Origin of the sequence: Paludisphaera soli, assembly GCF_011064595.1 — a bacterium.
Lineage (GTDB): Bacteria > Planctomycetota > Planctomycetia > Isosphaerales > Isosphaeraceae > Paludisphaera > Paludisphaera soli.
In genome coordinates, this window is the sequence record NZ_JAALJI010000022.1 from 39,239 (window position 1) to 62,614 (window position 23,376).

General features: G+C 72.0%; 17 protein-coding genes. 6 read left to right on the forward strand and 11 right to left on the reverse strand.

Translation table 11 applies throughout. From position 1 onward, the window contains the following. Positions 1 to 51: 51 nt before the first annotated feature. The gene (locus G6O68_RS22995; RefSeq protein ID WP_165250998.1) at positions 52 to 1,362 is read right to left on the reverse strand and encodes a c-type cytochrome; all 1,311 of its coding nucleotides are present in this window, start codon (positions 1,360 to 1,362) and stop codon (positions 52 to 54) included. A 198-nt stretch (positions 1,363 to 1,560) separates the two neighbouring features. On the opposite strand from G6O68_RS22995, the gene G6O68_RS23000 reads away from it, so the two are divergent. Further along, complete coding sequence (locus G6O68_RS23000) at positions 1,561 to 4,320, forward strand: glycosyl hydrolase (RefSeq protein WP_165250999.1); 2,760 nt, start codon at positions 1,561 to 1,563, stop codon at positions 4,318 to 4,320. Positions 4,321 to 4,593: 273 nt separating this feature from the next. On the opposite strand, the gene G6O68_RS23005 is transcribed toward G6O68_RS23000, so the two are convergent. The 3 genes from G6O68_RS23005 to G6O68_RS32455 form a co-directional block, all read right to left on the reverse strand. Beyond that, on the reverse strand, positions 4,594 to 7,485 hold the full coding sequence (locus G6O68_RS23005; protein WP_165251000.1) for an FG-GAP-like repeat-containing protein: 2,892 nt from the start codon (positions 7,483 to 7,485) through the stop codon (positions 4,594 to 4,596). A 141-nt stretch (positions 7,486 to 7,626) separates the two neighbouring features. After that, positions 7,627 to 8,775, reverse strand: coding sequence for a DUF1559 domain-containing protein (locus G6O68_RS23010; protein WP_165251001.1), 1,149 nt, complete (start codon positions 8,773 to 8,775; stop codon positions 7,627 to 7,629). A gap of 170 nt (positions 8,776 to 8,945) precedes the next feature. Further along, positions 8,946 to 9,248 carry a hypothetical protein gene (locus G6O68_RS32455; protein ID WP_206108184.1) on the reverse strand — a complete coding sequence of 101 codons (303 nt, stop codon included), beginning with the start codon at positions 9,246 to 9,248 and terminating at the stop codon, positions 8,946 to 8,948. A gap of 371 nt (positions 9,249 to 9,619) precedes the next feature. On the opposite strand from G6O68_RS32455, the gene G6O68_RS23020 reads away from it, so the two are divergent. The 3 genes from G6O68_RS23020 (at position 9,620) to G6O68_RS32460 (ending at position 13,452) form a co-directional block, all read left to right on the forward strand. After that, a complete protein-coding gene (locus G6O68_RS23020; RefSeq protein ID WP_165251002.1) occupies positions 9,620 to 10,975 on the forward strand; it encodes a MotA/TolQ/ExbB proton channel family protein in 1,356 nt (451 codons plus the stop codon). A gap of 46 nt (positions 10,976 to 11,021) precedes the next feature. After that, positions 11,022 to 11,792 (forward strand): Ig domain-containing protein, encoded by a 771-nt coding sequence (locus G6O68_RS23025; protein ID WP_165251003.1) that lies wholly within the window; start codon positions 11,022 to 11,024, stop codon positions 11,790 to 11,792. Positions 11,793 to 11,994: 202 nt separating this feature from the next. Beyond that, a complete protein-coding gene (locus tag G6O68_RS32460) occupies positions 11,995 to 13,452 on the forward strand; it encodes a Spy/CpxP family protein refolding chaperone (protein ID WP_206108185.1) in 1,458 nt (485 codons plus the stop codon). Between the two features lie 109 nt (positions 13,453 to 13,561). Here the strand turns inward: G6O68_RS32460 and G6O68_RS23035 are convergent, their stop codons facing one another. Next, positions 13,562 to 14,302, reverse strand: coding sequence for a hypothetical protein (locus G6O68_RS23035; protein ID WP_165251004.1), 741 nt, complete (start codon positions 14,300 to 14,302; stop codon positions 13,562 to 13,564). 166 nt (positions 14,303 to 14,468) lie between these two features. Between G6O68_RS23035 and G6O68_RS23040 the strand changes: the two genes are divergently transcribed. Continuing rightward, positions 14,469 to 14,981 carry a cupin domain-containing protein gene (locus G6O68_RS23040; RefSeq protein WP_165251005.1) on the forward strand — a complete coding sequence of 171 codons (513 nt, stop codon included), beginning with the start codon at positions 14,469 to 14,471 and terminating at the stop codon, positions 14,979 to 14,981. Between the two features lie 141 nt (positions 14,982 to 15,122). Here G6O68_RS23040 and G6O68_RS23045 read toward each other — a convergent pair whose 3' ends face one another. The 5 genes from G6O68_RS23045 to G6O68_RS23065 form a co-directional block, all read right to left on the reverse strand. Further along, a complete protein-coding gene (locus G6O68_RS23045) occupies positions 15,123 to 15,524 on the reverse strand; it encodes a hypothetical protein (RefSeq protein WP_165251006.1) in 402 nt (133 codons plus the stop codon). Positions 15,525 to 15,900: 376 nt separating this feature from the next. Continuing rightward, positions 15,901 to 17,511 (reverse strand): arylsulfatase, encoded by a 1,611-nt coding sequence (locus G6O68_RS23050; RefSeq protein ID WP_165251007.1) that lies wholly within the window; start codon positions 17,509 to 17,511, stop codon positions 15,901 to 15,903. Positions 17,512 to 17,593: 82 nt separating this feature from the next. Next, entirely contained in the window at positions 17,594 to 18,613 is a 1,020-nt protein-coding gene (locus G6O68_RS23055; RefSeq protein WP_165251008.1) for an HTTM domain-containing protein, read from the reverse strand. Continuing rightward, positions 18,610 to 19,155: a hypothetical protein gene (locus G6O68_RS23060; RefSeq protein ID WP_165251009.1), complete on the reverse strand. Its 546-nt coding sequence runs from the start codon at positions 19,153 to 19,155 to the stop codon at positions 18,610 to 18,612. Before G6O68_RS23060 ends, G6O68_RS23055 begins: the two co-directional genes overlap by 4 nt. A 96-nt stretch (positions 19,156 to 19,251) precedes the next feature. Beyond that, complete coding sequence (locus G6O68_RS23065; RefSeq protein ID WP_165251010.1) at positions 19,252 to 21,120, reverse strand: sulfatase; 1,869 nt, start codon at positions 21,118 to 21,120, stop codon at positions 19,252 to 19,254. A gap of 159 nt (positions 21,121 to 21,279) precedes the next feature. Between G6O68_RS23065 and G6O68_RS23070 the strand changes: the two genes are divergently transcribed. Next, positions 21,280 to 22,338 carry an RNA ligase (ATP) gene (locus G6O68_RS23070; protein ID WP_165251011.1) on the forward strand — a complete coding sequence of 353 codons (1,059 nt, stop codon included), beginning with the start codon at positions 21,280 to 21,282 and terminating at the stop codon, positions 22,336 to 22,338. 25 nt (positions 22,339 to 22,363) lie between these two features. Here the strand turns inward: G6O68_RS23070 and G6O68_RS23075 are convergent, their stop codons facing one another. Continuing rightward, positions 22,364 to 23,314, reverse strand: coding sequence for an NAD(P)H-binding protein (locus G6O68_RS23075; protein ID WP_165251012.1), 951 nt, complete (start codon positions 23,312 to 23,314; stop codon positions 22,364 to 22,366). Between the last annotated feature and the right edge of the window lie 62 nt (positions 23,315 to 23,376).

Here is a 23,376-nt window from a genome sequence, read left to right on the forward strand (position 1 = left end):
CGACGCCGGGGGGCTCGACCACCGCAATCGGCCGGGCTCGGGGGGACGAACTCAGGGCGAGGGCGTCGACATCAAGTAGGCGACGAGGTCGCGGAGCTTGGCCTCGCCCAGCACCGGGATCAGGCCGACGGGCATGATGGAGGTCGCCCCGGATCGGAGGTCGTCGATCTCGTCGCGGCGGATGGTGGTGGACTTGGCCTCGGTGTCGATCACGCGGACGGCGTCGGCGCCCTCGGCGCGGACGACGCCGGCGGCGACGCGGCCGTCCTTGAGCGAGACGGTGTGGGTGACGAAGTCGGGGACGATGACCTCGCTGGGCGCGGCGATGCTGCGATAGAGGTATTCGGCCCCCTGGCGGCCGGTCTGGGTGAGGTCGGGGCCCACCTCGCCCCCCCGCCCCTTGACGACGTGACACTGGGAGCAGAGGGCCTCCTTGCTGAAGAAGACCTCCTCCCCCTTCGCGGGATCGCCGCCGGCCAGGTCGGGGATCGTCAGCGGCTCGCGGTGCGACGAGGCGAGGGTGGTGGAGGCCCAAGGCAGCAGGAACCGCGACGGCTCCAGGTCGCGGGCGGGCGCGCCGTCGGCCGCCACGCTCAGCCGGACGACCGGCGCGGGGGCGTCGGGGCCGGTCCGGATCGTCAGCGACAGGAACGCCGGCTGCGAGGCGTCCGCGATCGCGAACCGCGCCCGGCCGCCGCCGTCCACTTCCGCGATCCCCCCTTCCGGCTCGCCGTCGCCGAACAGGCATTCGACGATCGGCGCGGACGATTCGATCACGGCTTCGAGCTTGCCGGCGGGGAGCTTCACCAGGGCGTCCAGCCGGAGCTGGCCGGGTTTGGCGAGATCGGCGGCCCATCGGCCGTGGGGCGCGGAGCCCCGCGCCGCCAGGTCGCGGAAGGCGGCGGGGTCGGGGCCGGGGAGCCAGCCTTTCCACGTCGGCTCCACGTCCGGTTCGGCCCCCTCGAACCAGGCGGCCTCCACGCCCCCCAGGTTGTACGCGATCCGCCCCGGGACGATCGGTTCGAGCGGCAGGACGTACCGCGACGGCCGAGCATGGGGGTCGGTCGCCAGCACGAGGGTCCGGCCGTCGTCCTCGGACCGGGCCCCGGCGACCTTCAGCGCGCCCAGCGGCTTCTCGTCGCCTTCGCCTTCGTCGTAATAGGGGATCGTCCGGCCGACGAGTTTCGCCGCCGCCTCCGAGTCGATGGGACGGGACAGGGCGACGACGACGTCGAGCGGGCCCGACGCCCAGGCCGCGACCACGCCCGGCGACGGGTCGTCCGCCGCGCCGAGGGCGAGGGACAGGCAGCCGATCCCGGCGAGGACTGAGCCGAACACGAGGCGGCGCGAGGAAGCGGGCATGAAGAGTTCCCTGCTGGCGACTGGAAGGGATCGTCGGGAGCCATTCGCGTCCCGCCTTCCATCCTAGCCGATCGATCAAGCCGGGTCGGCGCTTGGTGCCGCCGCCGGGCGCGGATAGGATCGGGGTCGAGCCCTCGCTCCCACGCAATCGCGGTCCCGCCCCCAGGCCGCTCCCCCTCCCCGGCAGGAGCCGATCCCATGAAGACTGTGCGTAAATCGTGGATATCCGCGTCCCTGTTCGTCGCGACGGCCCTGATCTCGGCCGCCCGCGCGGAGGAACCGCTGGCGGAGCGTTTCGCCGAGGCACCCCGCTCGACCCGCATCCTCAAGATCATCCACAACTGGCCCGACGAGCCCGCGAACCAGGACGCGCTGATCGCGAAGCTGAAGGACCAGGGGTTCGGCGGCGTCGTCTCCAACGTCTCGTTCGACCAGTACCTGGAGAGCGAGGCGAAGTGGCAAGCTTTCCGGCGCGGCATCGACGCGGCGCGCCAGGCGGGCTTCGCTCAGTGGCTCTACGACGAGAAGGGGTATCCCTCGGGCAACGCCGGCGGCCTGGTGCTCCGCGATCATCCCGAGTGGGAGGCGAGCGGCCTTTTAATCGCCGACGCCCGCACCGAGGGACCGGCCGTCGCGATCGCGTCGCCGCCGGGAGAGCTGATCCTCGCGGCGGCCTTTCCCGAGCGCGAAGGCCGCCTGGAAGGGGCCGCGAAGGTCGACCTGAACGGGGCGATTCACGACGGCAAGCTCAACTGGACGCCCCCCGCCCCCGGGGCCTGGCGGGTCCTGCTCGTCACGAAAAGCCGGCTGTTCGACGGCACCCACGCGGACTCGAACCTGTTCAGCCACCTCCCCTACCCCAACCTGCTGAGCCCCGAACCGACGCGGCGGTTCCTGGAGCTGACCCACCAGGCCTACGCCGACCGGCTGGGCCCCGACCTGAGGAAGACCTTCGAGGCGACGTTCTCCGACGAGCCTTCGCTGATGAGCTTCTTCCTCAAGCCGATGCCCTACCGCGTCCTCCCCTGGGCCCCGGCGCTGCCGGGCGAGTTCCGCGCCCGGCGGGGCTACGACCTGGAGCCGTTCGTCGCCGACCTGATCGTCGACGCGGGGCCGGAAGCCGCGCGGCATCGCCACGACTTCTGGCTGACGGTGGCCGAGCTGATCTCGGAGAACTATTTCGGCCGGATCCAGACCTGGTGCCGCGACCAGGGCGTCCCTTCGGGCGGGCACCTTCTGCTGGAGGAGCCGCTGGCGTCGCACGTCGCGAACTACGGCGACCTGTTCCGTTGCCTCCGCCGCATGGACGCGCCGAGCATCGACTGCCTGACCAGCCTGCCCGCCGAGGCCCCCTGGTTCGTCGCCCGGCTCGCGTCGAGCGCCGCCGAGCTGGAGGGCCGCACGCTCGTCATGTCGGAGACGTCGGACCACCTCCAGCAGCACCGGCCGAAGGGGGACGACCGCCCGCGCCGGATCGTGACCGAGGCCGAGATCCGGGGCACGATCAACCGACTGATGCTCGGCGGCGTGAACTGCATCACCAGCTACTACCGCTTCGAGGGGCTGGACGACGCGACCCTGCGGCGGCTCAACGAGCACGTCGGCCGCGCCGCGATGATGATCCGGGGCGGTCGGCAGGTCGCCGACGTGGCGGTGGTCTACCCGATCGAGTCGCTCTGGGCCGGCTTCGAGCCGTCGCGGCACCTGACCCGCGACGCCGCGGCCGCCAACCGGATCGAGACGATCTACCGCGAGGCCCTCGACCGCTTGTTCCAGGCCCGCCGCGACCCCACGATCGTCGACGCCCGGGCGCTGGCCGAAGCCTCGGTGGAAGGCGACGCGCTCGTCCACGGCGACCTGCGATGGCGGGTCGTCGTGCTCCCCGGCGTGGACACGCTGCCGACGGCGGCCTGGGAGAAGCTCGACAAGTTCATCGCGGCCGGCGGCGTGGTCGTGGCGATCGGCGCGCGGCCCGCGAACAGCGAGGCGAAGTTCCCCGACCCGGCCGTCCAGGCGATCGCCGCGCGACGGTTCGGCCCCGAGGATCCGACCGACGAGCCCCGGGCCGTCGCCGACGAGTCGGGCGGGGGCGTCGTCCGGCTCTCCGACGCCGCGGCGGCGCTCCTGCCCGCCGTGCTCGACGCGGTGCTCGCGCCCGACGTCGCGGCCTCCCGGCGCGGCTCGCCCCTGCGGGCGACGCATCGACGGATCGCCGACCACGACATCTACCTGATCGCCAACGACTCCGCCGAGGCCGTCTCCGAGGCCGTCCGGCTCCCGCTCGATCCGGGCGCGGCCGTCGAGCTGTGGGACCCGGCGACGGGCGGAGTCCGGCCGATCGAGGCGGGCGAGGGAGGCGGGATCCCCATCGCGCTCGGGCCGTACGGGGCGCTGATCGTCCGGACGTCCGAAGTCAAGCCGAGGGCTCGCGTCCCTCTCACGGCCGACGCCCTCCCGAACCTCGCCCTGACGCGGATCCCGCTCCCCGAGCCGGTCGTCGGCCGCGGCGAGTTCGTCCGCGAGTCGCTGGAGAGGGGCGAGGGCTCGTGGACCTTCCGCGGCACGCTGACCCGAGGCGCGGTCGACACGCACCTGTTCGCCGTCTTCCGGTTCCCGAAGCTCCTGAACCTGGCCGAAGCCGACAGCCTGGTCGTCGAGGCCGCCGTCCCGCCCGGCCAGCGGACGCCGACCCAGCTCATGCTCATGGTCGTCGAGGCCGGCGGCGGCGAGTTCCTGGCGACGACCTCGCGCCCGCTGGGCGAGCCCGGCGCCTCGCGCGTCTTCACGCCCTGGTCCACCTTCGCCAAGGCCGGCTGGTCCCGCGAGGGGGACGACGCGCTCGACCCCTCGCGGATCGCCGAGATCCGCATCGGCTGGGGCGGCTACTTCGGCACCGAGGGCGAGACCGTCGCGTTCCAACTCCTCGGCGTGGAGTCGGCCGCCGTGGGGGCGAAGTGACCAGAACAAGCTGAGGCTTGCCTCCCTTCCCCCCTGGTGGGGGAAGGTGCCCCGAAGGGGCGGATGAGGGGGACCATCAAGGGGGACCATGCAGAGGGTCGACGGCTTTCCGAGTCGCCCTCTCATCGGGCCTTTCACCTTCTCCCACGAGGGGAGAAGGACGACGGGCGTGGGCCGCCTGGTTCTCCGGACGGCGCTCGTGCTCGTCGTCCCCTCATCCGGCCCTGCGGGCCACCTTCCCCCGCCGGGGGAAGGGAGTGAACACTTCGGCCCTCAGGGGGCCTTCCGGGGCAGCGGCGCGGGGGACGGGTCGCCCTCGGTGATGCGGTAGCCGCGGTCGGCTGCAAGGTCCTCGAACACGTCGCGGCGGCCTGAGGGCCAGGCGATTTCGAGGCGGTCGACCTTGGGAGCGGAGCCGAGGCCGAAGTGGAGGCGGGGGCTGCCCGCGGATTGGTAGCTGCCGCCTCCGAATCGGACGCCGACCTGTCGACGCCCGGCGGCGGTCAGCGTGGCCTTGGCGCCCACGGCGTCGCGGTTCGAGGCGGCGCCGACGAGCTGGAGGGTGATCGATCGGCCGGGGGAGTCCGCCTGGTGGAAGCAGGCGAGGGGCTCGCCGTCGGCGACGATCAGGATCTCCGGGCGGCCGTCGTCGTCGAGGTCGCCGACCGCGAGGCCGCGGCCCAGGCGGGGCTTGGACCAGGGGGCTCCGGCCCGGGCGGAGACGTCGCGGAGCCGGCCCCGGCCGTCGCCGAGGAAGAGCTGGGCGGGCATCGCGTAGCGGGTGGCCGGGCTGTAGTCGTTGACGTGGCCGTTGGCCTGCGCCAGGTCGAGCCGGCCGTCGTTGTCGGCGTCGAGCGCGGACAGGCCGAAGCCCAGGACGTACCGAGTGGCCGAGGCCAGCCCGGAGGCCGCCGAGCGGTCGCTGAACAGGCCCCCGCCGTGGTTATGGTAGAGCGTGGTCGACTCGCCGTAGAAGTTCGTCACGGCCAGGTCGATCAGGCCGTCGCCGTCGAGGTCCCCGCAGGCGACCCCCATCCCCGCCAGGAATCCGCCCCCGGCCGACGCCGCCAGGCCCGACTCCATCGCCTGCTCGACGAACTTCAGCCCCCCCTGGTTGCGGAAGAACAGGTTCGACGTGGTGTCGTTGGCGACGAACAGGTCGACGAGCCCGTCGTCGTCGAGGTCGGCGGCGACGACGCCCAGCCCGCGGCCCTCGGGGTCGACGATCCCCGCCTCCTCGGTCGCGTCGACGTAACGTCCGCCGTCGTTGCGATAGAGCCGGTCGCCGATCGCGGGGAACAGGCGAGGGTCGCAGTAGGTCGTCCCCTTGCCGTCCTGATCGGGGCAGGACTGGGGATTCTTCTCGTCCCAGCGCAGGTAATGGCAGACGTAGAGGTCCAGGTCGCCGTCGTTGTCCAGGTCGGCGAACGCGGCCGAGGTCGGCCAGTCGCGGTCGCCTCCCAGGCCCCAGGACTCGGTGGCGTCCTCGAACGTCCCGTCGCCCCGGTTGCGATAGAGGGCGTAGCTCCGCCATCGGGTGACGAAGAGGTCGGCGCGGCCGTCGCCGTCGAAGTCGCCGACGGCGACGCCGTGGCCGTAGCCGCCGGGGAACCTGGCCAGGCCGGAGGACTCGGTGGCGTCCTCGAACGTCCCGTCCCCCCGATTGCGGAAGAGTCGGTCGCCGAAGGGGGCCGAGGGGGGCGGGGGGAACGCCCCCCCCTGGACCGCGTAGACGTCGAGCCGGCCGTCGCCGTCGTAGTCGAGGACGGCCAACCCGCCGCTCATCGTCTCGGGGAGCTGCTTCGCCTCGGTCCGGCCGTTGTCGAACGTGAAGCGGAGGCCGCGGGCCTCGGCGTCGTCGACGTAGGTCGGGACCGACCCAAAGGGCGTCGCGGCCTCGGCCGTCGCGAATCGGTCGACGAGCGGGCCCAGCCAGTCGGCGACGAGGCCCGTCGGGGAGGCGTCGGTCCGGGCGGAGAGGGCGCGGGCGCGGTCCTCGGCCTCGTCGCGCGCCGGGGCCTGGGAAGCGCGGCGGGCGGCCAGGCGCCACCAGAGGGCGGCCTCGTCGAGCGCCCCGGCGGCTTCCGAGACGCGGGCGATCTCGGCCGCGCGCGAGGCCGGGTCGGGCTCGCTGAACAGCACGCGGCGACGCTCGCGCGCGGCCTCGGCCTCGGCCTTGCGGCGGCGAAGCTCGGCGGCGATCGCGGGTCGGCCCGCCTCGGCCTCCAGGCCGGCCAGCCGTTCCAGCGCGGGGAGCGAGCCGGGCTCGGCCTCCAGCCAGGCGGCGAGGGTCGCGCGCTCGGCCTCGCGGTCGCCGGCGCGGGCGACGAGCCACGCGCGGAGCGCGAAGCGTTCGCCCGCGGAGAGCGTGTCGGCTGGGACGAGGCGGGCGGCCTTCGCGGCGGCCTCGGGGCGGTCGGCGGCCTGGGCCCAGAGGAGCCGCGACCGGGCGACGAGGGGGTCGGCGGGGGTCGCGGCCTCGCACTTCGAAAGCCAGCGGTCGGCGGCGTCGAGCGCCCCGGCGCGAAGCTCCAGGTCGGCCAGGGCGAGCCAGGTCCGGTCGTCGTCCGGGGAGCGGTCGTGGGCGTCTTCAAGGGCCTTGCGCACGCCGTCGACCGGGAAGGCGACGCCGTCGAGGGCCCAGAGCGTGCGCAGGGGGCCGCTCGGGTCGTTGGTGCGGCCGGCCTCGCGGAGCAGGAGCCGGCGGCGGTCGCGGGTCCGTCCGGCCAGGGCGTAGAGCCGGCCGAGGTCCTCCCACGCCTGGTCGGCGATCGGCCCGCCGCCCTTCGCGGCGCGGTCGAGGGCCTCCTCGGCGGCTCGGAGGCGTCCGGCCTCCAGCTCCAGCCGGCCGAGGTTCAGCGCGGCCTCGCGGGCGAGCGGGGAATCGGCCGGGATGCGGCGGAGCGCCGCGCCGGCCGCCTCAAAGTCGCCGGCCTCCCACGCCGAGACGCCCAGCCAGTAGGCGACGTCCGACCGGTCCGGCCGGCTCGCGGCCAGGGGTTCGAGCCGGGCGCGGGCGTCGGCGGGCCGATCCGCCGCGAGATCCTCGCGGGCGAGCCGAAGGGCCTCGTCGGCCCGCGCGTCGTCGAGCAGGTGGGAGGCGAACCAGCCCAGGGCCGCGAGGCCGACGAGCAGCGGGAGGATCAGGAACAGGCGACGTCGCATGGTCGGCTCGGCTCGTCGGGCTGGTCGGATCGGGATGGGTGGAGCGGCGGCGGGGAAACGCGAAGACCCGGCCGGGCGCGGGCGCCGGGCCGGGTCTCGGGATTTTACCGCATCGGAGCGTCGGGCGGGACGGGCTCGGGATCAGAAGGCGTCGGAGCCGATGACTTCGCCGCCGGCCTTGGTGCCGAGGGCCATCCAGGTCCGCATGTTGACGGAGTCCTTGACGAACTTCACCGAGCCGTCGGCCATGAGGGTGTTGACGCCGCCCGAGTGGTTGCTCTGGGCGTTGGAGTAGGCCGAGTCGTCGGGCCCGCATCCGCCGCAGTCGGGGCGGCAGGAGTTGAACGGGTACTGCGTGGAGTTGGGGGGGACGATGGTGTTGAACAGGGTCATCGTCATGGCGCCCCAGCCCCAGCGGGAGCCGTTGGCGTTGCTGATGTTGGTGTTGTTGTTGGTCAGGCCGGCCCGGTAGGCGACGGTGCAGGCCTGGAGCGACTGGATGAGGAGCGCGTCGGTCAGCGAGGACGCGTCCTGACGCAGCATGTTGTTGGCCCGGGAGGCCTCCACGCCGGTGACCGAATTGTTGCGGCGGGCCGTCGAGACGGCGGCCGGGTCGCCGACGAGCGACTCGGAGAAGGCGATGGTGTTGGAGCTGCCATCGGTGACGTCGCGAAGGCCGTTGGAGAGCCAGTAGACGAAGAGGCCGGTCGAGAAGGGGCTCTGGCTCGGCTGGCCGCCGAACCGCATCGGGTCGGGTCGTTCGCTGGAGTATCCGGGCCACTGCTCCCAGCGGGAGGTGGTGGTGCCGATGCTGCCGCGATAGCTGTTGATGTTGGCCGGGCCGGTCCCGATGGGCGCGCGGCCCCTGCCGGCGTTGCCGTCGGACGGGCAGAGGTAGCCGTTGACGACTGTCGTCCACGCCGTCCCGTTGATGTTCTGCGCGACCCCGTAGCCGCCGGCGAAGGAGAAGTTGATCGCGTTGTAGAGCGGCGTCTGCTCCAGGTAGGGCAGGATCATCGCCTGGGCGCTCCACTCGGTCCACCCGGCGTAGCCGGTGTAGGGCACGTCGGCGGCCGCCGCGAGCTGGCCCGGCGGGAACACGCCGACAGCCTGGTGATAGTTGTGCAACCCCAGGCCGATCTGCTTGAGGTTGTTGACGCACTGCGAGCGACGGGCCGCCTCGCGCGCCGACTGGACGGCGGGCAGCAGCAGCGCGATGAGCACGGCGATGATGGCGATGACCACGAGGAGTTCAATGAGGGTGAACCCCGACCGCTTGCGCAATGGCATTAGGCACGACTCCGATCAGAGGGGAGGAAGGAAAGAAAGAGATCGAGAGGGCGGCGGTCCGAAGGCGGGCCCGGCCGCCGAGATACAACTTGATCGGCAAGTCCGACGCCCCCCGGGTCGGCGATCCTCGGCGGATCCGCGACCTTCCGGGGGCGTCTTGAGGCGTCGGTTCAGGGCGCGGACTTCTCGGCGGCGGGCTCGGCGGCCTTCTCGGCGGCGGGCTCGGCGGGCTTCTCGGCGGCTTTCTCGGCGGCCTTTCCGGGGTTCTTCCCGGTCGGGATGCCGCGGCCGCCGTAAGCCTTGCGGCGGGCCTCCATTTCCCGGTCCTGCTGAGCCTTGATTTCGGCCTCGCTCATCACGGGGGGCGTGCCGGTGCTGTTGTCGCCGCAGCCCCAGACGAGGGGGGCCAGCAGGCCGGCGAGGGTCAGGCCCAGGATGCGCCGAGGCGCACGCGCGTTGCGGGAGATGATCATTGAGGAGACATCCGAACTGAGGGGCGGTTCAAGCGTGTAGACGACTTGCGGCGGCGTCGCGCTCATCCCAGAAGAATCCGACCGGTGGCCATCGAACTCAGAACGATTTGTATAAGGGATGAAGTCATCACGACGATCGCCATGAGAACCTCGCACATCCGGGAAAGTATCAGGCGCGGCAACAGGTGTCAACGAGTTGCCGACGTCCTCCGTATTTTCTGTCCACTAACTATTAAGGAGCCCACGCTCCGCGGTGCCGGGCGAAACTCAAGCCCGCGGCCGATCGCGCCGATGAAAGGGGATGTACGGACCGCGGCGACCCGCGACGGATCGAGCGGCGGCCGGCTTCCCAAGGAAGGGGACGTCCCAGGATGGCGAAGGACTCGTCGGATTCTCCGAAGGCGGCCTATGTCGCGGCGTCGGCCATGCTGGCGCTGGCGTTCCTGTTCCCGATCGCCCTGATGGTCTTCGATCCCACGCTCATGTTCGAGCGAGGATGGGAGCAGTACGTCGGGACCGGCATCTACTTCTGGGCGGTCCTCACGCTGGGCTTCGAGCTGCGCCGGCTGTGGCGCGACGAGCGGGCGTTCGACGAGTCGCCCGCCCTGCTCCGCTACCTGGGCGCGATGCTCCAGGGGGGCCCGGCGGAGCCGCCGCCGGCCGCCGTGCAGGCGATCGCGAGCGACGGCCGGGTCCTGCCGGTGCGGGTCCGCCAGCTGGCGAGCCAGGCCCGCGAGGCGCGTTCGGCGTCGGCCGGGCAGCTCATGGAGGTCAACCGCGAGGCGTCGGGGCTGGACCAGGAGCACGCCGCCGGGCGGTTCACGATCACCCGTTACATCCTGTACCTCCTGCCGGTGATCGGCTTCATCGGCACGGTCGAGGGCATTTCGAAGGCCCTCATGAACATCTCCAAGGTGCTCCCCCTTGTCAAGGACCTGGATGCGTTCCTGGGCAACCTGACGGGGGTGACCTCGGCCCTGCAGATCGCCTTCGACAGCACCCTGCTGGCCCTCTTCCTGAGCGCGTCCTTGATGCTGGTCCTGACCCTGGTCTACCGCCTGGCCGAGCGGCACCTGGCGCGGGTGGACCGCTGGGTGGTGGACCACGTCCTCCCCGCCGTCGCCGCCCGCGACCCGCTGGGGGACCGGCTCGACGACCTGATCGCGCCCCACGTCGAGCGGCTCCGCGAGGAGCTGGCGACCATCCTGGAGCCGGCCGCCCGCGCCTTGCAGGGGGAGGCCGAGAAGATCGGCCGCAGCCTGAACGCGCCGGTGGAGCAGCTCGCCTCGGCCGTCGACCGACTCCCCGAGGCGCTCGGCGCGTTCCGCGAGGGGGCCGAGGCGATCGGCCGGATCGGCGGCGAGTTCGAGGTGCTGGAGGCGTTCGGCGAGGCCTCGCGGCGGTCGGCGTCGTCGCTCTCGCGGATCGAGGACGCCCTGGCCCGCTCCGACGAGCCCGACCCGCAGCTGCTGGAGATCAAGCGGTCGCTCGACCGCAACACGGCGGCCGTCGAGGGCATGGCCTCGTCGTGGGCCTCGGCCTACGAGAAGTCCAGCCGGACGACCCAGGAGCAGCTCGCCAAGACGATGAGCAACCTCAAGGACGCCCTCGACCTGATCAACGTCAGCATCGAGCAGGGCAACTCGCTCTACCGCAACATCGTCAAGCGGATGTTCGACGAGCGGAGCGGGCGCGGCGGCAGTTCCGATTCGACCCGCGCGGCGTGAGGTCGGTTTCTCCAGGTCGGTTCTGTGCTGAAGGGGGTCGGCGGCCATGCGACGGAATCGGCGAGGGGGCGGGGGCGGCGGGCTGGAGTTCGGCGGCTCGGGCGAGGATTCGTTCGTCGCGGTCGTGGTGACCAAGCTCACCGGCGCCCTGCTGTTCATCCTGCTGCTCACCATGGTCATCATGGCCCTGCTGCCCAAGGCCGTGGACGTGCGGCCGGGCGGCCCCCAGGCGGCGGCCGAGGTCAGGCCGCTCAGGATCGCCACTCCGGCCGAGCTCCCCGAGGCGATCGCCGGCCGGCCCTACGCCGTCGCCCTGGCCGCCGACGGCGGCCGAGGCCCCCTGCGCTGGACGCTCGACGGCCCGCTGCCGGACGGCCTGGCGTTCGACGCCGATTCGGGCCTCCTCAAGGGGACGCCGAAGGCCGGGACGCCCGAGCCGCTCGACCTGGCCCTGCGCGTGAGCGACGGCGAGTCGATCGCGGCCGGTTCGCTGCGGCTGACGGTCTACCAGAGCGACGTCCCCCTGAGCACCCCCGCCTGGTGGAAGCCCGGCATCCCCCCGGTGCCGTGGCGGGCCTGGCTCGACCAGGGGGTCGGCTTCCTGATTCTCTGGCTCGTCCACCTCGTCGGCATGGGGGCCCTGGCCGGGCTCGAGCGCCAGTCCGCGGGCCTGAGCCTCGCGGTCGACGGCGGGGTCGGCGAAGCCTCCGCGGCCCTCGACTCCCGGCGGTTCGCCCTCTATCGCGGCCTGATCCGCCTGAGCACCCTCTCGGCCATGATCGGCCTGGCCGCCTGGCTCTGGTCGGCCCGCGCCTGACCGCCCCCCCCGTCCGGCCCCGGCTCCGGGGCGAGCCGCGTCCGGGGCGGCGCGATTTTCACGAAACCTCCGCCGGGTTCCGTAGCCATGCCTCCCTCGAAAACCGCTAAGATGAGGAGGTAAGGCTGAGGGACGGACGATGTCGTCCCCTCTCGTGCATCCGGTCATGGTGTCGTCCCAATCGCTTTGAAGGAGCCTCGACATGACGCGACATCGTCTCGGCGTGATCGCGGGGGGTCTCGCGGTCGCCCTGGCGTTCGCTTCCCTTACCGCGATGGCCCAGGAGCAGCAGGGCCGAGGGGGTCGCGGCAATCGCGGCGGCTTCGGCGGGGGTCCAGGCGGGCCCGGTGGTCCCGGCGGGCCGGGCGGGCCCGGAGGAGGCGGCGGTCGCGGCGGGTTCCGGGGCGGTCCGGGAGGTCCCGGCGGCTTCGGAGGCCCAGGCGGCTTCGGGATGTTCGGCGGCGGCTCGCTGATCGACTTGGCCACACGCGAGGCGATCCAGACCGAGCTGAAGATCACGGACGAGCAGAAGACCAAGATCCAGCAGCTCTCCGAGGAATCCCGCGCCAAGCGCGAGAAGGCCATGCAGCAGCTCCGCGAGCGGATGCAGCGGGACGGCGGCGACAGGGGGAACGGCGGCAACGGAGGCCCCGGGGGCAACCAGGGAGCCCGGAGGAATCGCCAGGGCGCGACGAGCCCCGCCTCCGCTCCCGCGAGGGCCGGCGTGATCCGCCGCGTCTCTTACCCCCAGGACGGCGGCTACGGCGGTTTCGGCCAGTCGGTCGGCGGCTTCGGCGACTCGCCCTACGCGCCGCAGCAAGACAACGTCGACCCGGCGCTCCAGCAGCAGATGCTCCAGCAGCAGCAACAGGCCATGCAGGAGCAGCAGCGCAACTTCCAGCGCATGCAGGGCATGAACGAGATGGCCCAGACCATGCAGAAGCTGCGCAAGGACGACGAGGCGGCCCTGGGCAAGATCCTCGACGCCAAGCAGATGAAGCGGCTGCGCGAGATCTCGCTGCAGATGGAAGGCCCGTTCGCCCTCCTGCGCAACCAGGAACTGGCCCAGAAGCTCAACCTCACCGAGGATCAGTACGCCGAGATCCAGGACGTCGAGCGTCAGGCCAACGAGCGGAACCGCGCTTCCGGCGATCAGATGCGCAAGGTCATGGAGCAGGTCCGCGCCAGCATGCCCCAGGAGCCGCAGCAGGACCAGGGGGGCGAGAACGGCGGTCGCGGCGGGCGCGGGGGCCGTGGAAACTTCAACCCCGAGGCGTTCCGCAAGGCAATGGAGCAGCCCGAGATCAAGTCGCAGATGGACAAGATGCAGGAGCAGCAGACCGCGATGCGCGATCAGAACTTCTCGCGCGTCTTCAAGGCCCTCGACCGAGGCCAGGCGTCCAAGTACAAGCAGATGCTCGGCGACAAGTTCGACACCAACGGCCTGATGCGCGGGATGTTCGCCGGTCCTCGCGGCCCGGGCGGACCCGGCGGTCCGGGTGGCCCGGGAGCCCCCGCCGGCGCGGCGCAGCCCGAGGCGGCGGCGGCGGCGACCCCGGCCGAGACGCCCAAGGCGGCGGCGACCCCCGCCCCCGCCGGACGCGGCACCAGCCTGCGCGAGCGTCGCGGGCTCGGCGCCCCCGCCGCGAAGCCCCAGTAACGCGACCTCGGTCGGATCGACCGAACGACGCGAGTGGACATGCGAAAGGCCCGTCGAAGCCCCCGGCTTCGACGGGCCTTTCGGCGTCCCGGGTCGGATCGTCCCGGCTTCAGTCGATCAGGTCGACGTGGGCGCGGTAGCCGGAAGGCATGGGGAGGGCGTCGAGCGCCCGCCGGGCGCCCCAGCGGTGCCAGAATCGCGAAGGCCTCGCCCGGATGGAGACGCTCCGGCCCGACACGCGGACCTGCACGTCCTTCACGCGGTCGCCCAGGGCTTCCTGCACCTGCTTCTCGACCCGGCGCTTCACGGCCGCCTCGACGGCCGGATCCCCCTTCGACTCGATGGAGAGGGCGTCGCGCCCGCCCTGGGCGTTCCCCGCCCCGCCGAGGAGTCGACCGAGGCCGGTGCCGGGCTTTCGCGAGGCCGACGAGGCGTCCGGCCTGGTCGTCCCGCGCACCTCGTCCTCGCGTCGCGACGGGGCGCCCGCGCGGCCTGGCTCGGCCGGCTCGTCGGGGATGGACTCCAGACGCAGCGGGATGCCCGGGCCGGGGTCGGGTCCGTCGAGCGCCGGGGGGGTCGCGGGGGCGGTGGTCGCCGCCGCCGCGTCGGCCGCCGGCTTGCGGGCGGTCCGCGACGGGTCCGGGGCCGTCACGCCCGGGATGACGAGGAGCGGACGGGACCGAGGCGGCTCGGCGTCGCGCCCCGGGGGGGCCTCGGCCGGCGGGGGGATCGGCGGCGCATCGGCCGAGGCCTGCGCTGGGGCCTCCAGCGCGGGGGGTTCCTGGGCTTCGCCGGGGCCGACCCCCAGCGTGAGCAGGCTCAACGTCCCGAGCACGATGCGTCGCGCCATGCTTGTCCCGCCTTCGTGAACGAGCCGGACGGAGGAAGGGCTGTCGATCCTCCCTGTCATCGGCCGCGGCCGGCGTCCTCCATGCGGGATTCCCGACGACCGAGAATCCGGTATTCTGGGTCCTGCGCATCCAGACGGTCGCACCGCCCGCCCGAGAGGTCCCCGCATGGCCACGGCTCAGGAAATCATCGACGCCCTCGCGCTCCAGCCCCACCCGATCGAGGGGGGCTTCTTCCGCGAAACCTACCGCTCCGCCGGCGCCGTGCCCGACGCCCACCTGCCGACGGGCTATCGCGGCAAGGGAAAGCGGGCGTTGGGGACCTCGATCTATTACCTGCTCACCGCCGAGACGTTCTCGGAGATGCACCGTCTGCCCACCGAGGAGGTCTTCCACGTCTACCTGGGCGGCCCCGCGCGGATGCTCCAGATCGACCCCGACGGCGCGCACCGCGAGATCATCCTGGGGTCGGACGTGCTCGCCGGCCAGAATCCGCAGGTCGTCGTCCCCCCCGACGTCTGGCAGGGGACGCACCTGGAGCCGGGCGTCGACTTCATCCTGCTGGGCGCGACGATGGCCCCCGGCTTCGATTACGCCGACTACGAGCAGGGCAAGGAGGCCGACCTCGTCGCCCGTTTCCCCTCGGCCGCCGCGATGATCCGGAGGCTGACGCGGGTGTGAGCCGGCGACCCGGCCGGGCGCGAGGCCCGGGGTGCCGCGATCGTTGCTTCGAGGCCGAACTTCGTCGAACGACCTCTTCCGGGCCAACGGGCGGGCCTCCCGAGTTCGAGACGGGTCGACATGCCGGGATCCGCCTGCCGCTTACGGCGAATTCGACGAGACGATGAGGATCGAATTCGGCCTTTCACCCCGCTCCAAACGATACGTCCGCTCCCGAGGGTCGGCAGGCGGCGACCTGGCGACCGATCGTACAAGGGTAACGCCCTGCGTGCATCGGTCAAACCAGACGACGTCGCCCTGCCGCACCGTGTCGACGAATCGAATGACGCCGACGATTTCCAGGTCGTCAGGGTAGGAGACTTCCCAGTCTTGCAGCCAAGCCGGCGGCTCCCAGGTGTATTGGTTTTCCTGGCCCGTCGCCGTCGTGTCGATGACGGTGGGGCCGTCGGTCCAATCGGCTGCGTGGTGCTCGAAACTCTTCAAGGACGGCCGCGACGCAGGCGGAGTCCCCAGCCCGAGCAGACCTCGGAGAAGCTTGAACATCTGCGTCCTCCCGGGAGATGGCGACTCGCGCGTCGGTCGCAGCCGCGAGATCAAAAAACTCCTTCCTCCGCACCGTTTCACGAGAGGGGCTCGTGGTCATGGCGCCCAGGTTCGAGAGGCCGCCGGAAGCGACGCTTCGCCCGACAGGCTGTTGGAAAAATCGCCTTCGAGTCGGCATCCTCGGCGACCGACGGGCCGTGAGATGGATTCCTGCCAGCTTGGAGAACGTCTCGCTTCCGGCCTCGGTCGCCTCATGGCCCCTGTTCAGGCGACGCCGGCAGCCCAGATCGCCCTCCGACTCGGGGTGGTCCTGGACCGAGCGCGGCGGACCGTCGCCAGTTGGATCCGGGCCCCAGGGCTGTGCGGCCGGCAGCAGTCATTCGACTTCGGGGAGCAGCGGGCCGGTGGCGCCCTGGCGGTGGTATTCGTCGTCCTGGCGCTTCCAGAGTTCGGCCATCTCCGCGACCTTGTCGGGGTGCTCGGCGGCCAGGTCGTGGGCCTCGGCGCGGTCCTTCGCCAGGTCGTAGAGCTGCCAGGGGGCGTCGACCGGTTTGGCGGGGGCGACGATCTTCCAGTCGCCGACGCGCAGGCCGCGATTCCCCTCGTGGTGGAAGTAGAGGAACTGGCGGCCGAGGTCCGCATCCTTCGCGAAGGCCGGGGCGAGGCTTCGTCCGGGGGACGTCGGGCGGTCCGCGCCGTCCCAGGCGGCCGGAGCCTTCAGCCCGGCCAGCTCCAGCAGCGTGGGGGCGACGTCGATCAGGTGGCCGGGGGTGCGGCGAATCTCGCCTCGGGCCGCGATGCCGGCGGGCCAGTGGGCGATCAGGGGGGTGGAGACGCCCCCCTCGTAGTTCCAGTACTTGTGCAGCCGGTGCGGGGTGTTGGCGGCCGTCGACCAGCCCGGGCCGATCCCCAGGTACGTCTTCGCCGACCCGAGCGGGGCGGCGGGGTCGTGGCCGGCGGATCGGATGATCTGCTCGGCGCTCGCGCCGTTGTCGGAGGCGAAGAGGATCAGGGTGTCGTCCATCGCGCCGAGGGCGGTCAGGCGTTCGAGGATGCGGCCGATCTCGCGGTCCATCCGGTCGACCATCGCCGCGTGGATCGCCATCTTGTCGGCCTGGAAGGCCTTCTGCACGTCCGTCAGCGAGTCCCAGGCGACGGCCCGGCCGACCTCGCCGGGGCCGATCCGGCGCTGCAGCTCCTCCTCGGGGAGGTTCCAGGGGGGGGCGGTCTCCGGGTCGCGGGGCGAGAGCGGGCCGTCGACGATCCCCAGCTCGCGCTGGCGGTTCCAGCGGCGATCGCGGATCGCGTCCCAGCCGTCGGTGTAGCGGCCCTTGTAGCGTTCGATGTCCTCGGGGAGGGCCTGGAGCGGGAAGTGGGGGGCGGTGAAGGCGACGTAGAGGAAGAAGGGCTCGCCGGGGTGCTCGCGATGATGGCCGTCCAGCCAGTCGACCGCGTGCGAGGCGATGGCGACCGTCGAGTAGTAGCCGTCGCCGGGCTGCGGCTTCGGCAGGGGCTGGTCGTCCAGGCGGTGGACCGAGGGGGCGAAGTAGTCGCCCATGTCGTCGACCCAGTACGAGCGGTCGAAGCCGCCTTCCAGCACCGGGCCGTCGACGTGCCACTTGCCCGAGTGATAGGAGCGATAGCCGGCCGGCCCGAGCAGGTCGGGGAGCAGCGCGGCCCAGACGGGCCGGCGGCGGGCCGGGTCGCGATTGACCTGCTGCGGGTAGTACCCCGTCAGCAGGGCCGCGCGCGAGGGCCAGCAGCGGGCCGTGTTGTAGAACTGGGTGAAGCGGACCCCGCCGGCCGCGAGCCGGTCCAGGTTCGGCGTGGCGATCTCCCCGCCGTAGCAGCCGAGGTCCGAGAAGCCGAGGTCGTCGGCCAGGATCATCACCACGTTCGGCGGGCCGGCCGCCGTCGCGAGCGGGGCCGGGCACAGGGCGGCGAGGAACGCGAGGGCCGCGAGGCGGAGAGGTCGGCGTGTCGTCATGGCGTCGGGCTCGTCGGGGCTGCGGGTCGTCCGGGACGGCGCGAAGCTCGCGCGCCGTCCCGGCGATGCTAGCACAGTCCCGTCAGGAATTCCCGGAGGCCGTCCTCGGCGACGACGCCGGCGCGAAGGCGAGTTCGAGCTGGCGCCAGCCCCGGGGCGGTTCGGCGGCGTCGATGCGGCCGGGGACCTCGGCCCGGCTCCGGCCCCCGAACCATCGCGAAGGCCTGAAGAACGAGCCCAGCGAGGCCAGCTCGTCGGGATCCAGGAAGAGCAGGTAGAACGCGGTCATCTGCTCGCCGAAGAGGGGGACGTTGACCATCGGCCAGATCCCGGCGTGCAGCCCCACGCCCAGCAGCGCGACCCAGCGCCGGGTCGGCCGGAACCAGAGCAAGAACGCCAGCGAGAACTCGCCGACCAGGGCGGAGAACGTCATGACGTTCACGACGATCGGGTAGCCCCCCAGCCATTCCAGGTTAAACTGGCCGACCTCGTGGTTGAACAGGACGTAATGGACGGCCGTCCCGCCCAGCCAGGCCCGGCCGTTGCACTTCCAGAAGGCCGTGACGAAGTAGATCAGGCAGAGCTGGAGCTGCATCAGCCGCTGCGCCCAGGGGACGATCAAGGGCTCGGCGGCCGAGCCCCGACGCCGGGCCGCGCGGCGGGCGTCGAGCGAGCAGGCCGCGCCGCAGGGGGCGAGCATCATGTAGAAGGCGGTGATCATCATCACCTGGTCGGGCCCGCAGTTCGACAGCAGGTTGCGGTTGTAGAAGGTCATCACGCCCAGGTACAGCAGGACGCTCGCGACCTTCGTGTGCCAGCCCAGGGTGAACGCCACGGCGGTCGCGGCCGTCAGCCCCAGGGCGATCCGCACCGAGGCCGGGTCCTGGAAGTACGACAGGGGAGTCGGCCGGAGCGGGCCGGCGGTCAGGGCGGCCTCGTCGCCGCGGAGCAGGCCGGCGTCGCTGTACCAGAAATCCAGCTCCACCGAGATCAGCCCCAGGTGGGCCAGCACGAACAGGCCGAAGAGGATCCGGTGGACGCCCAGCGGCCTGGCCGAGATCGGGGCGAACCAGAAGCGGTTCCAGGCGCGTAGGGGGTTCATCGGCGATGGACCTCGTCCCAGGAGTCGAATTGGAAGGCGGCCAGGTTGTGGATCGTCTTGGGGGCCATCGGGTCGGCCTGCGACGTGCCGGGCGGCGGGGTCTCGGCGACCTGATAGTACAGCCGGACGTAGACCGGGAAGGCGTCGGGCGCGATCCCGAGCGAGCGGACGGCGTGCCGCGCCGCCATCTCGCGCTGGGGGATGTACTCGTCGGACAGCAGGTTGGCCGACAGCTTCGGGTGGCGGAACCTCGGCAGCTTCCGCCACCAGGGCAGGTCGGCGACCTTGGCGAACTCGTGGAGGCGCCCGAGCCCCCGCGCGTCGCTCACCTCGGCCTCCAGCGTGTAGGTGCTCTGCACCGGGTCGGGCGCGAACATCGACCACCCCTGCCAGAGGCCCATCGGCAGCATGTAATTCCGGAACCAGGGCACCAGGGCCCGGTGGATCGGCGAATCGGGCATCACCCAGACGAGCGTCCCCGCCATGTGGAACAGCACGAACGCCGAGATCGCCAGCTTCCTGGCAGTCCATCGCCCAGCCAAGGCCGCCTCCTTTCGATCCGCCGTCCCGGGGGGATCCTCAAGATCCGACGCGCGGGAATCTAGCGCAAAAGCCGTGCCCCGTCAATCGCGGGTCGGTCACTCGCCGCGATCGGTCGCCAGCTCCTTCAGCCGCCCGCGCATCCGCTCCAGGAGCGTCGCCGACTCGGCCTCGGGGGCCAGGTCGCGGAGCTGTCGGGGATCGGCGAGGACGTCGTAAAGCTCCTCGCGGCCGTCGGCGTTGCGGATGTACGCATGGCCGTCGGCCACGACGCCCGACATCGGCCCGCGCCAGGCCGGCGGCCGGGCGGGGTTGGAGGACGACCCGTCCTTGATCCGGACCTCGGTGAGCACGGGGGCCTCGGCCGAGGGCCGGCCGGCGAGCGAGACGCCCGGGAACGCGGAACCCTCGCCCCCCAGCACGTCGAGGACCGTGGCCGGTACGTCGCGCAGGCTCACGGGCTCGGCGACCGCCTCGCCGCCCCGCGCGCCGCCGGGGAGGAAGACCAGCAGCGGCACCCGCGTCTCCTGGTCGTACAGGCTGCGGCCGTGGCCGATCAGGTCGTGCTCGCCCAACTCCTCGCCGTGGTCCGAGGTCAGCACGACGAGCGTGTCGTCGAGCACGCCCCGGCGCTCCAGGTCGTCGAACAGCCGGCCGATCTGCGCGTCGAGGTACGCCAGGCAGTCGTCGTACGAGTCGCGGGCCAGGGCGAGCTGCTCGTCGGTCACCCCGGCGCGGGAGCGGACGTCCCACTCGCGGATGAGGGCCTCCTCCTCGGGCGTGGCGGGAGGGCGGCCGAAGGGGCGGTCGGCACCCTCGGGGGGGACGAACGGGCCGTGGGCGTCGAAGTAGTTGAGGAAGGCGAAGAACGGCCGGTCGTCCTCCTTGCGGTCGAGCCACGACAGGAATGCGGCGTTGATCCGGCTCGCGTCTTTCCGTCGGCGCTCGACGCCGCCGAAGGGGTCCGACAGGGCCCGCACCGCCAGCCGGCCCAGCGAGGAGCAGCGCAGGGCCTCCTCCAGCGAGACGGCCGTCTGCTCCTCGTAGAAGTCGTCGTAGTGTTCGAACCCGCGCCCCAGGCCGAACCAGGCGTTGCAGAAGAACGTGTTGGCGATGAAGCCGGCCGTCGCGTAGCCGCGAGCGGAAAGCGCCTCGGCGAGCGTGGGATGGGTCCGATCCAGCCGCGTGTGCTCGCCGCCCACGCCCAGCTCGTGGGGCCAGCGGCCGGTGAACAGGCTGGCGTGCGAGGGGAGCGTCCAGGGGGCCGTCGACCGAGCCTGGTCGAACCGGATCGCGCGAGCGGCCAGGCGGTTCAGGTTGGGCGTGGTCGGGCGGTCGTAGCCGTACAGGCTCAGGCTCTCGGCCCGCACCGTGTCGAGCACCAGCAGGAGGACGTTGGGCGAGCCCTCCACGCCCGAGGTGCCGGCCGTCGTCGACCCGGGCCGACGGTCCACCAGCGTGCCCTGGATCCGATCCCAGCCCAGGAGGCCGACCGCCACGGCGCCCACCGCCAGGGGGGCGACGACGAGCAGGCGCTGGACCCGGACCGGGTGGGCCGAGCCGTGCCGGGCCGTGATCGCGCCGACGCCCGCCGCCAACGCCACGGCGGCGAACGCATAGAGCCCCGGCACCGTCAGCAGCAGGGCCAGCCCGCAGAGGAAGCCCATCGCCCAGAGCGAGAATCGCCCCGCCCAGGCCGGCCGCAGCCAGGCGACCAGCCCCAGAGCCAGGCCCGTAGCGGCGAAGATCGCCAGGTTCGACGCCGGGATCATCCAGAAGAAGTGCCGGCTCATCTGGAACGTCCCGAGCGACACCCCGCCCGAGACCGCGTTCCGCACCAGCCACTGCGTCAGCTCCAGCGCCCCCGTCAGCAGCCCGAACAGGACCGCCAGCCGCGCCGCCCCCAGCGGCGTGACCGCCCGCCCGGCCGCCGGGGCCGCATCATTCTTCGATTCGACGTCGTCCATGACTCCCCCTCGTCCCGTCCTGGGAACGGCCCACCAATACCCCGGATCGCCGATCCGGGCAATCGCGATCCGCGACGACGACCGGGCCTATCCCTTGCGAACCAAGCCGGCGACGCCGGTGTCGGGTCGTCGTTCCGGCCATAGGAGTGGAGGTCGATCATGCGGAAGCTCGCCAGCATCCAGGTCGTCAACGCGGTCGAGCCGATCCCGGGAGCGGACGCCCTGGATAGGATCCGGGTCCTCGGGTGGTGGGTGGTCGCGAAGAAAGGGGAGCATGCGGCGGGAGATCGTCTCGTCTACTGCGAGATCGACTCGTTGCTGCCCGAGCGCGCCGAGTTCGAGTTCCTGCGCGCCGGCAGCTTCAAGCCGGCCCAGTTCGACGAGGCCGGGACCGAGATCCTGCCGCCCGGTTTTCGCATCCGGACGGTGAAGCTGCGCGGCCAGGTCTCGCAAGGGATCTGCTTCCCTCTCGCCATCCTCCCTGCCGACGCACCGACCGACGAAGGGTCCGACGTGACGGCGTCGCTGGGCGTCCGGAAGTGGGAGCCGCCGATCCCTGTCGGCATGGGAGGGACGGTCAAGGGGCCTTTCCCGGCGTTCCTGCCTCGGACCGACGAGACCCGCGTCCAACTCCTGGAGAGCGTCCTGGAGCGACACCGGGGCAAGACCCTCTACGTCACCGAGAAGCTCGACGGCACGTCGTTCACCGCGTTACTCCGCGAGGACGAGTTCGGCATCTGCAGTCGGAACCTCTGGATGGACGAGACCAGCCGCACGAACCTCCTCGCCCGCCTCGCCCAGGCGACGCGCCTGGAGGAGAAGCTTCGGTCGGCCCGCGACCGACTCGGCTTCGACGTCGCCGTACAAGCGGAGGTGATCGGGCCGGGCGTCCAGAAGAACAAGTACGCGCTGCCGACCCTGGCGATGCGCGTGTTCAACGTGCTGAACGTCGATTCCGGCCGACTCCTCGACCACCCCCAGGCGCTCGCCTTGCTGGAGGAGGCCGGCCTTGAGCCCGTCCCGCAGCTCGGGACGCTCGTCCTGGATCACACGATCGACGAACTGGTCGCCTTCTCGGAAGGAGCCAGCGTCTTGAATCCCAGGATCCAACGCGAGGGGGTCGTCTTCCGACCTCTCGTCGAAGAGCAGGACGAGGAACTGGGCCGGTTGAGCTTTAAGGCCATCAACCCGAAGTTCCTGCTCAAGTACGACGAGTGAGGGGAGCGAAGAAGCCGGCCGGACCTCACGCCGCCGGCGACTTCTCGGCCCCTTCGGGCCGGGCGATCGCGCGGCCGATGGCCTCGACGACGCCGATCGGCCCGATCTGGGGGAAGAGGGTCCGGGCGGAGTCGTCGCGGACGACGGTCGGGTTCTTGAGCCCCTCGATCAGGTGGCGGCCGACGCCGAACTTGTTCGGGGTCACGATCGCGAGCCAGAGCCCGGAGAGCCAGGGGGTGAGGACGGGGACCGAGATCAGGGTCCGCTTCAGCCCCTTCTGGCGGGCGTACTCCTCGATCAGGTCGCGGTACTTCACCACGTCGGAGCCGCCGATCTCGACGATCCGGCTCGGGCCCGGCGGCAGGTCCAGGGCGGCGGTCAGGTACGAGACCACGTCCTCGACGGCGATCGGCTGCGAGGGGGTGGAGAGCCACTTCGGGCAGATCATCACCGGCAGGCGGTCGGTCAGGGTCTTCACCATGTCGTACGACAGGCTCCCGGGGCCGAGGATCGCCGACGCCCGGAACTCGATCGTCTCGACGCCCGACTTGCGGAGGATCGCGCCGACCTCGTGCCGGCTCTTCAGGTGCGGCGAGAGGCCGGGATCGTCGTCGTCGCCCAGCCCGCCCAGGTAGATGATCCGCCGGACCCCCGCCGCCCTGGCCGCCTCGGCGAAATTGGCCGCGGCGCGGCGGTCTTGCTCCTCGAAGTCCTCGGCGCCCGACATCAGGTGGACGAGGTAGTACGCCGTCTCGACGCCCGCCAGGGGCGCGTCGAGCGACGGCCGGTCGAGCACGTCGCCGGCCACGGCCTCGCTCGCCGCCCCCAGGCGGCCCCGGAGCGCGTCGAGCTTGCGGGCCAGGGCCCGCACGCGGACGCCCCGGTTCTCCAGGGCCGGGATCAGCCGGCCGCCGATATAACCGCTGGCGCCGGCGACGAGAACGAGCGGCGACGGTTCGGGATTCGCTACAGTCATGGGACGTCCCGGGTCCTTCTTGGTTGGCCTTCCACGGTGAAGTCAGATGTTCACGTTCCGCA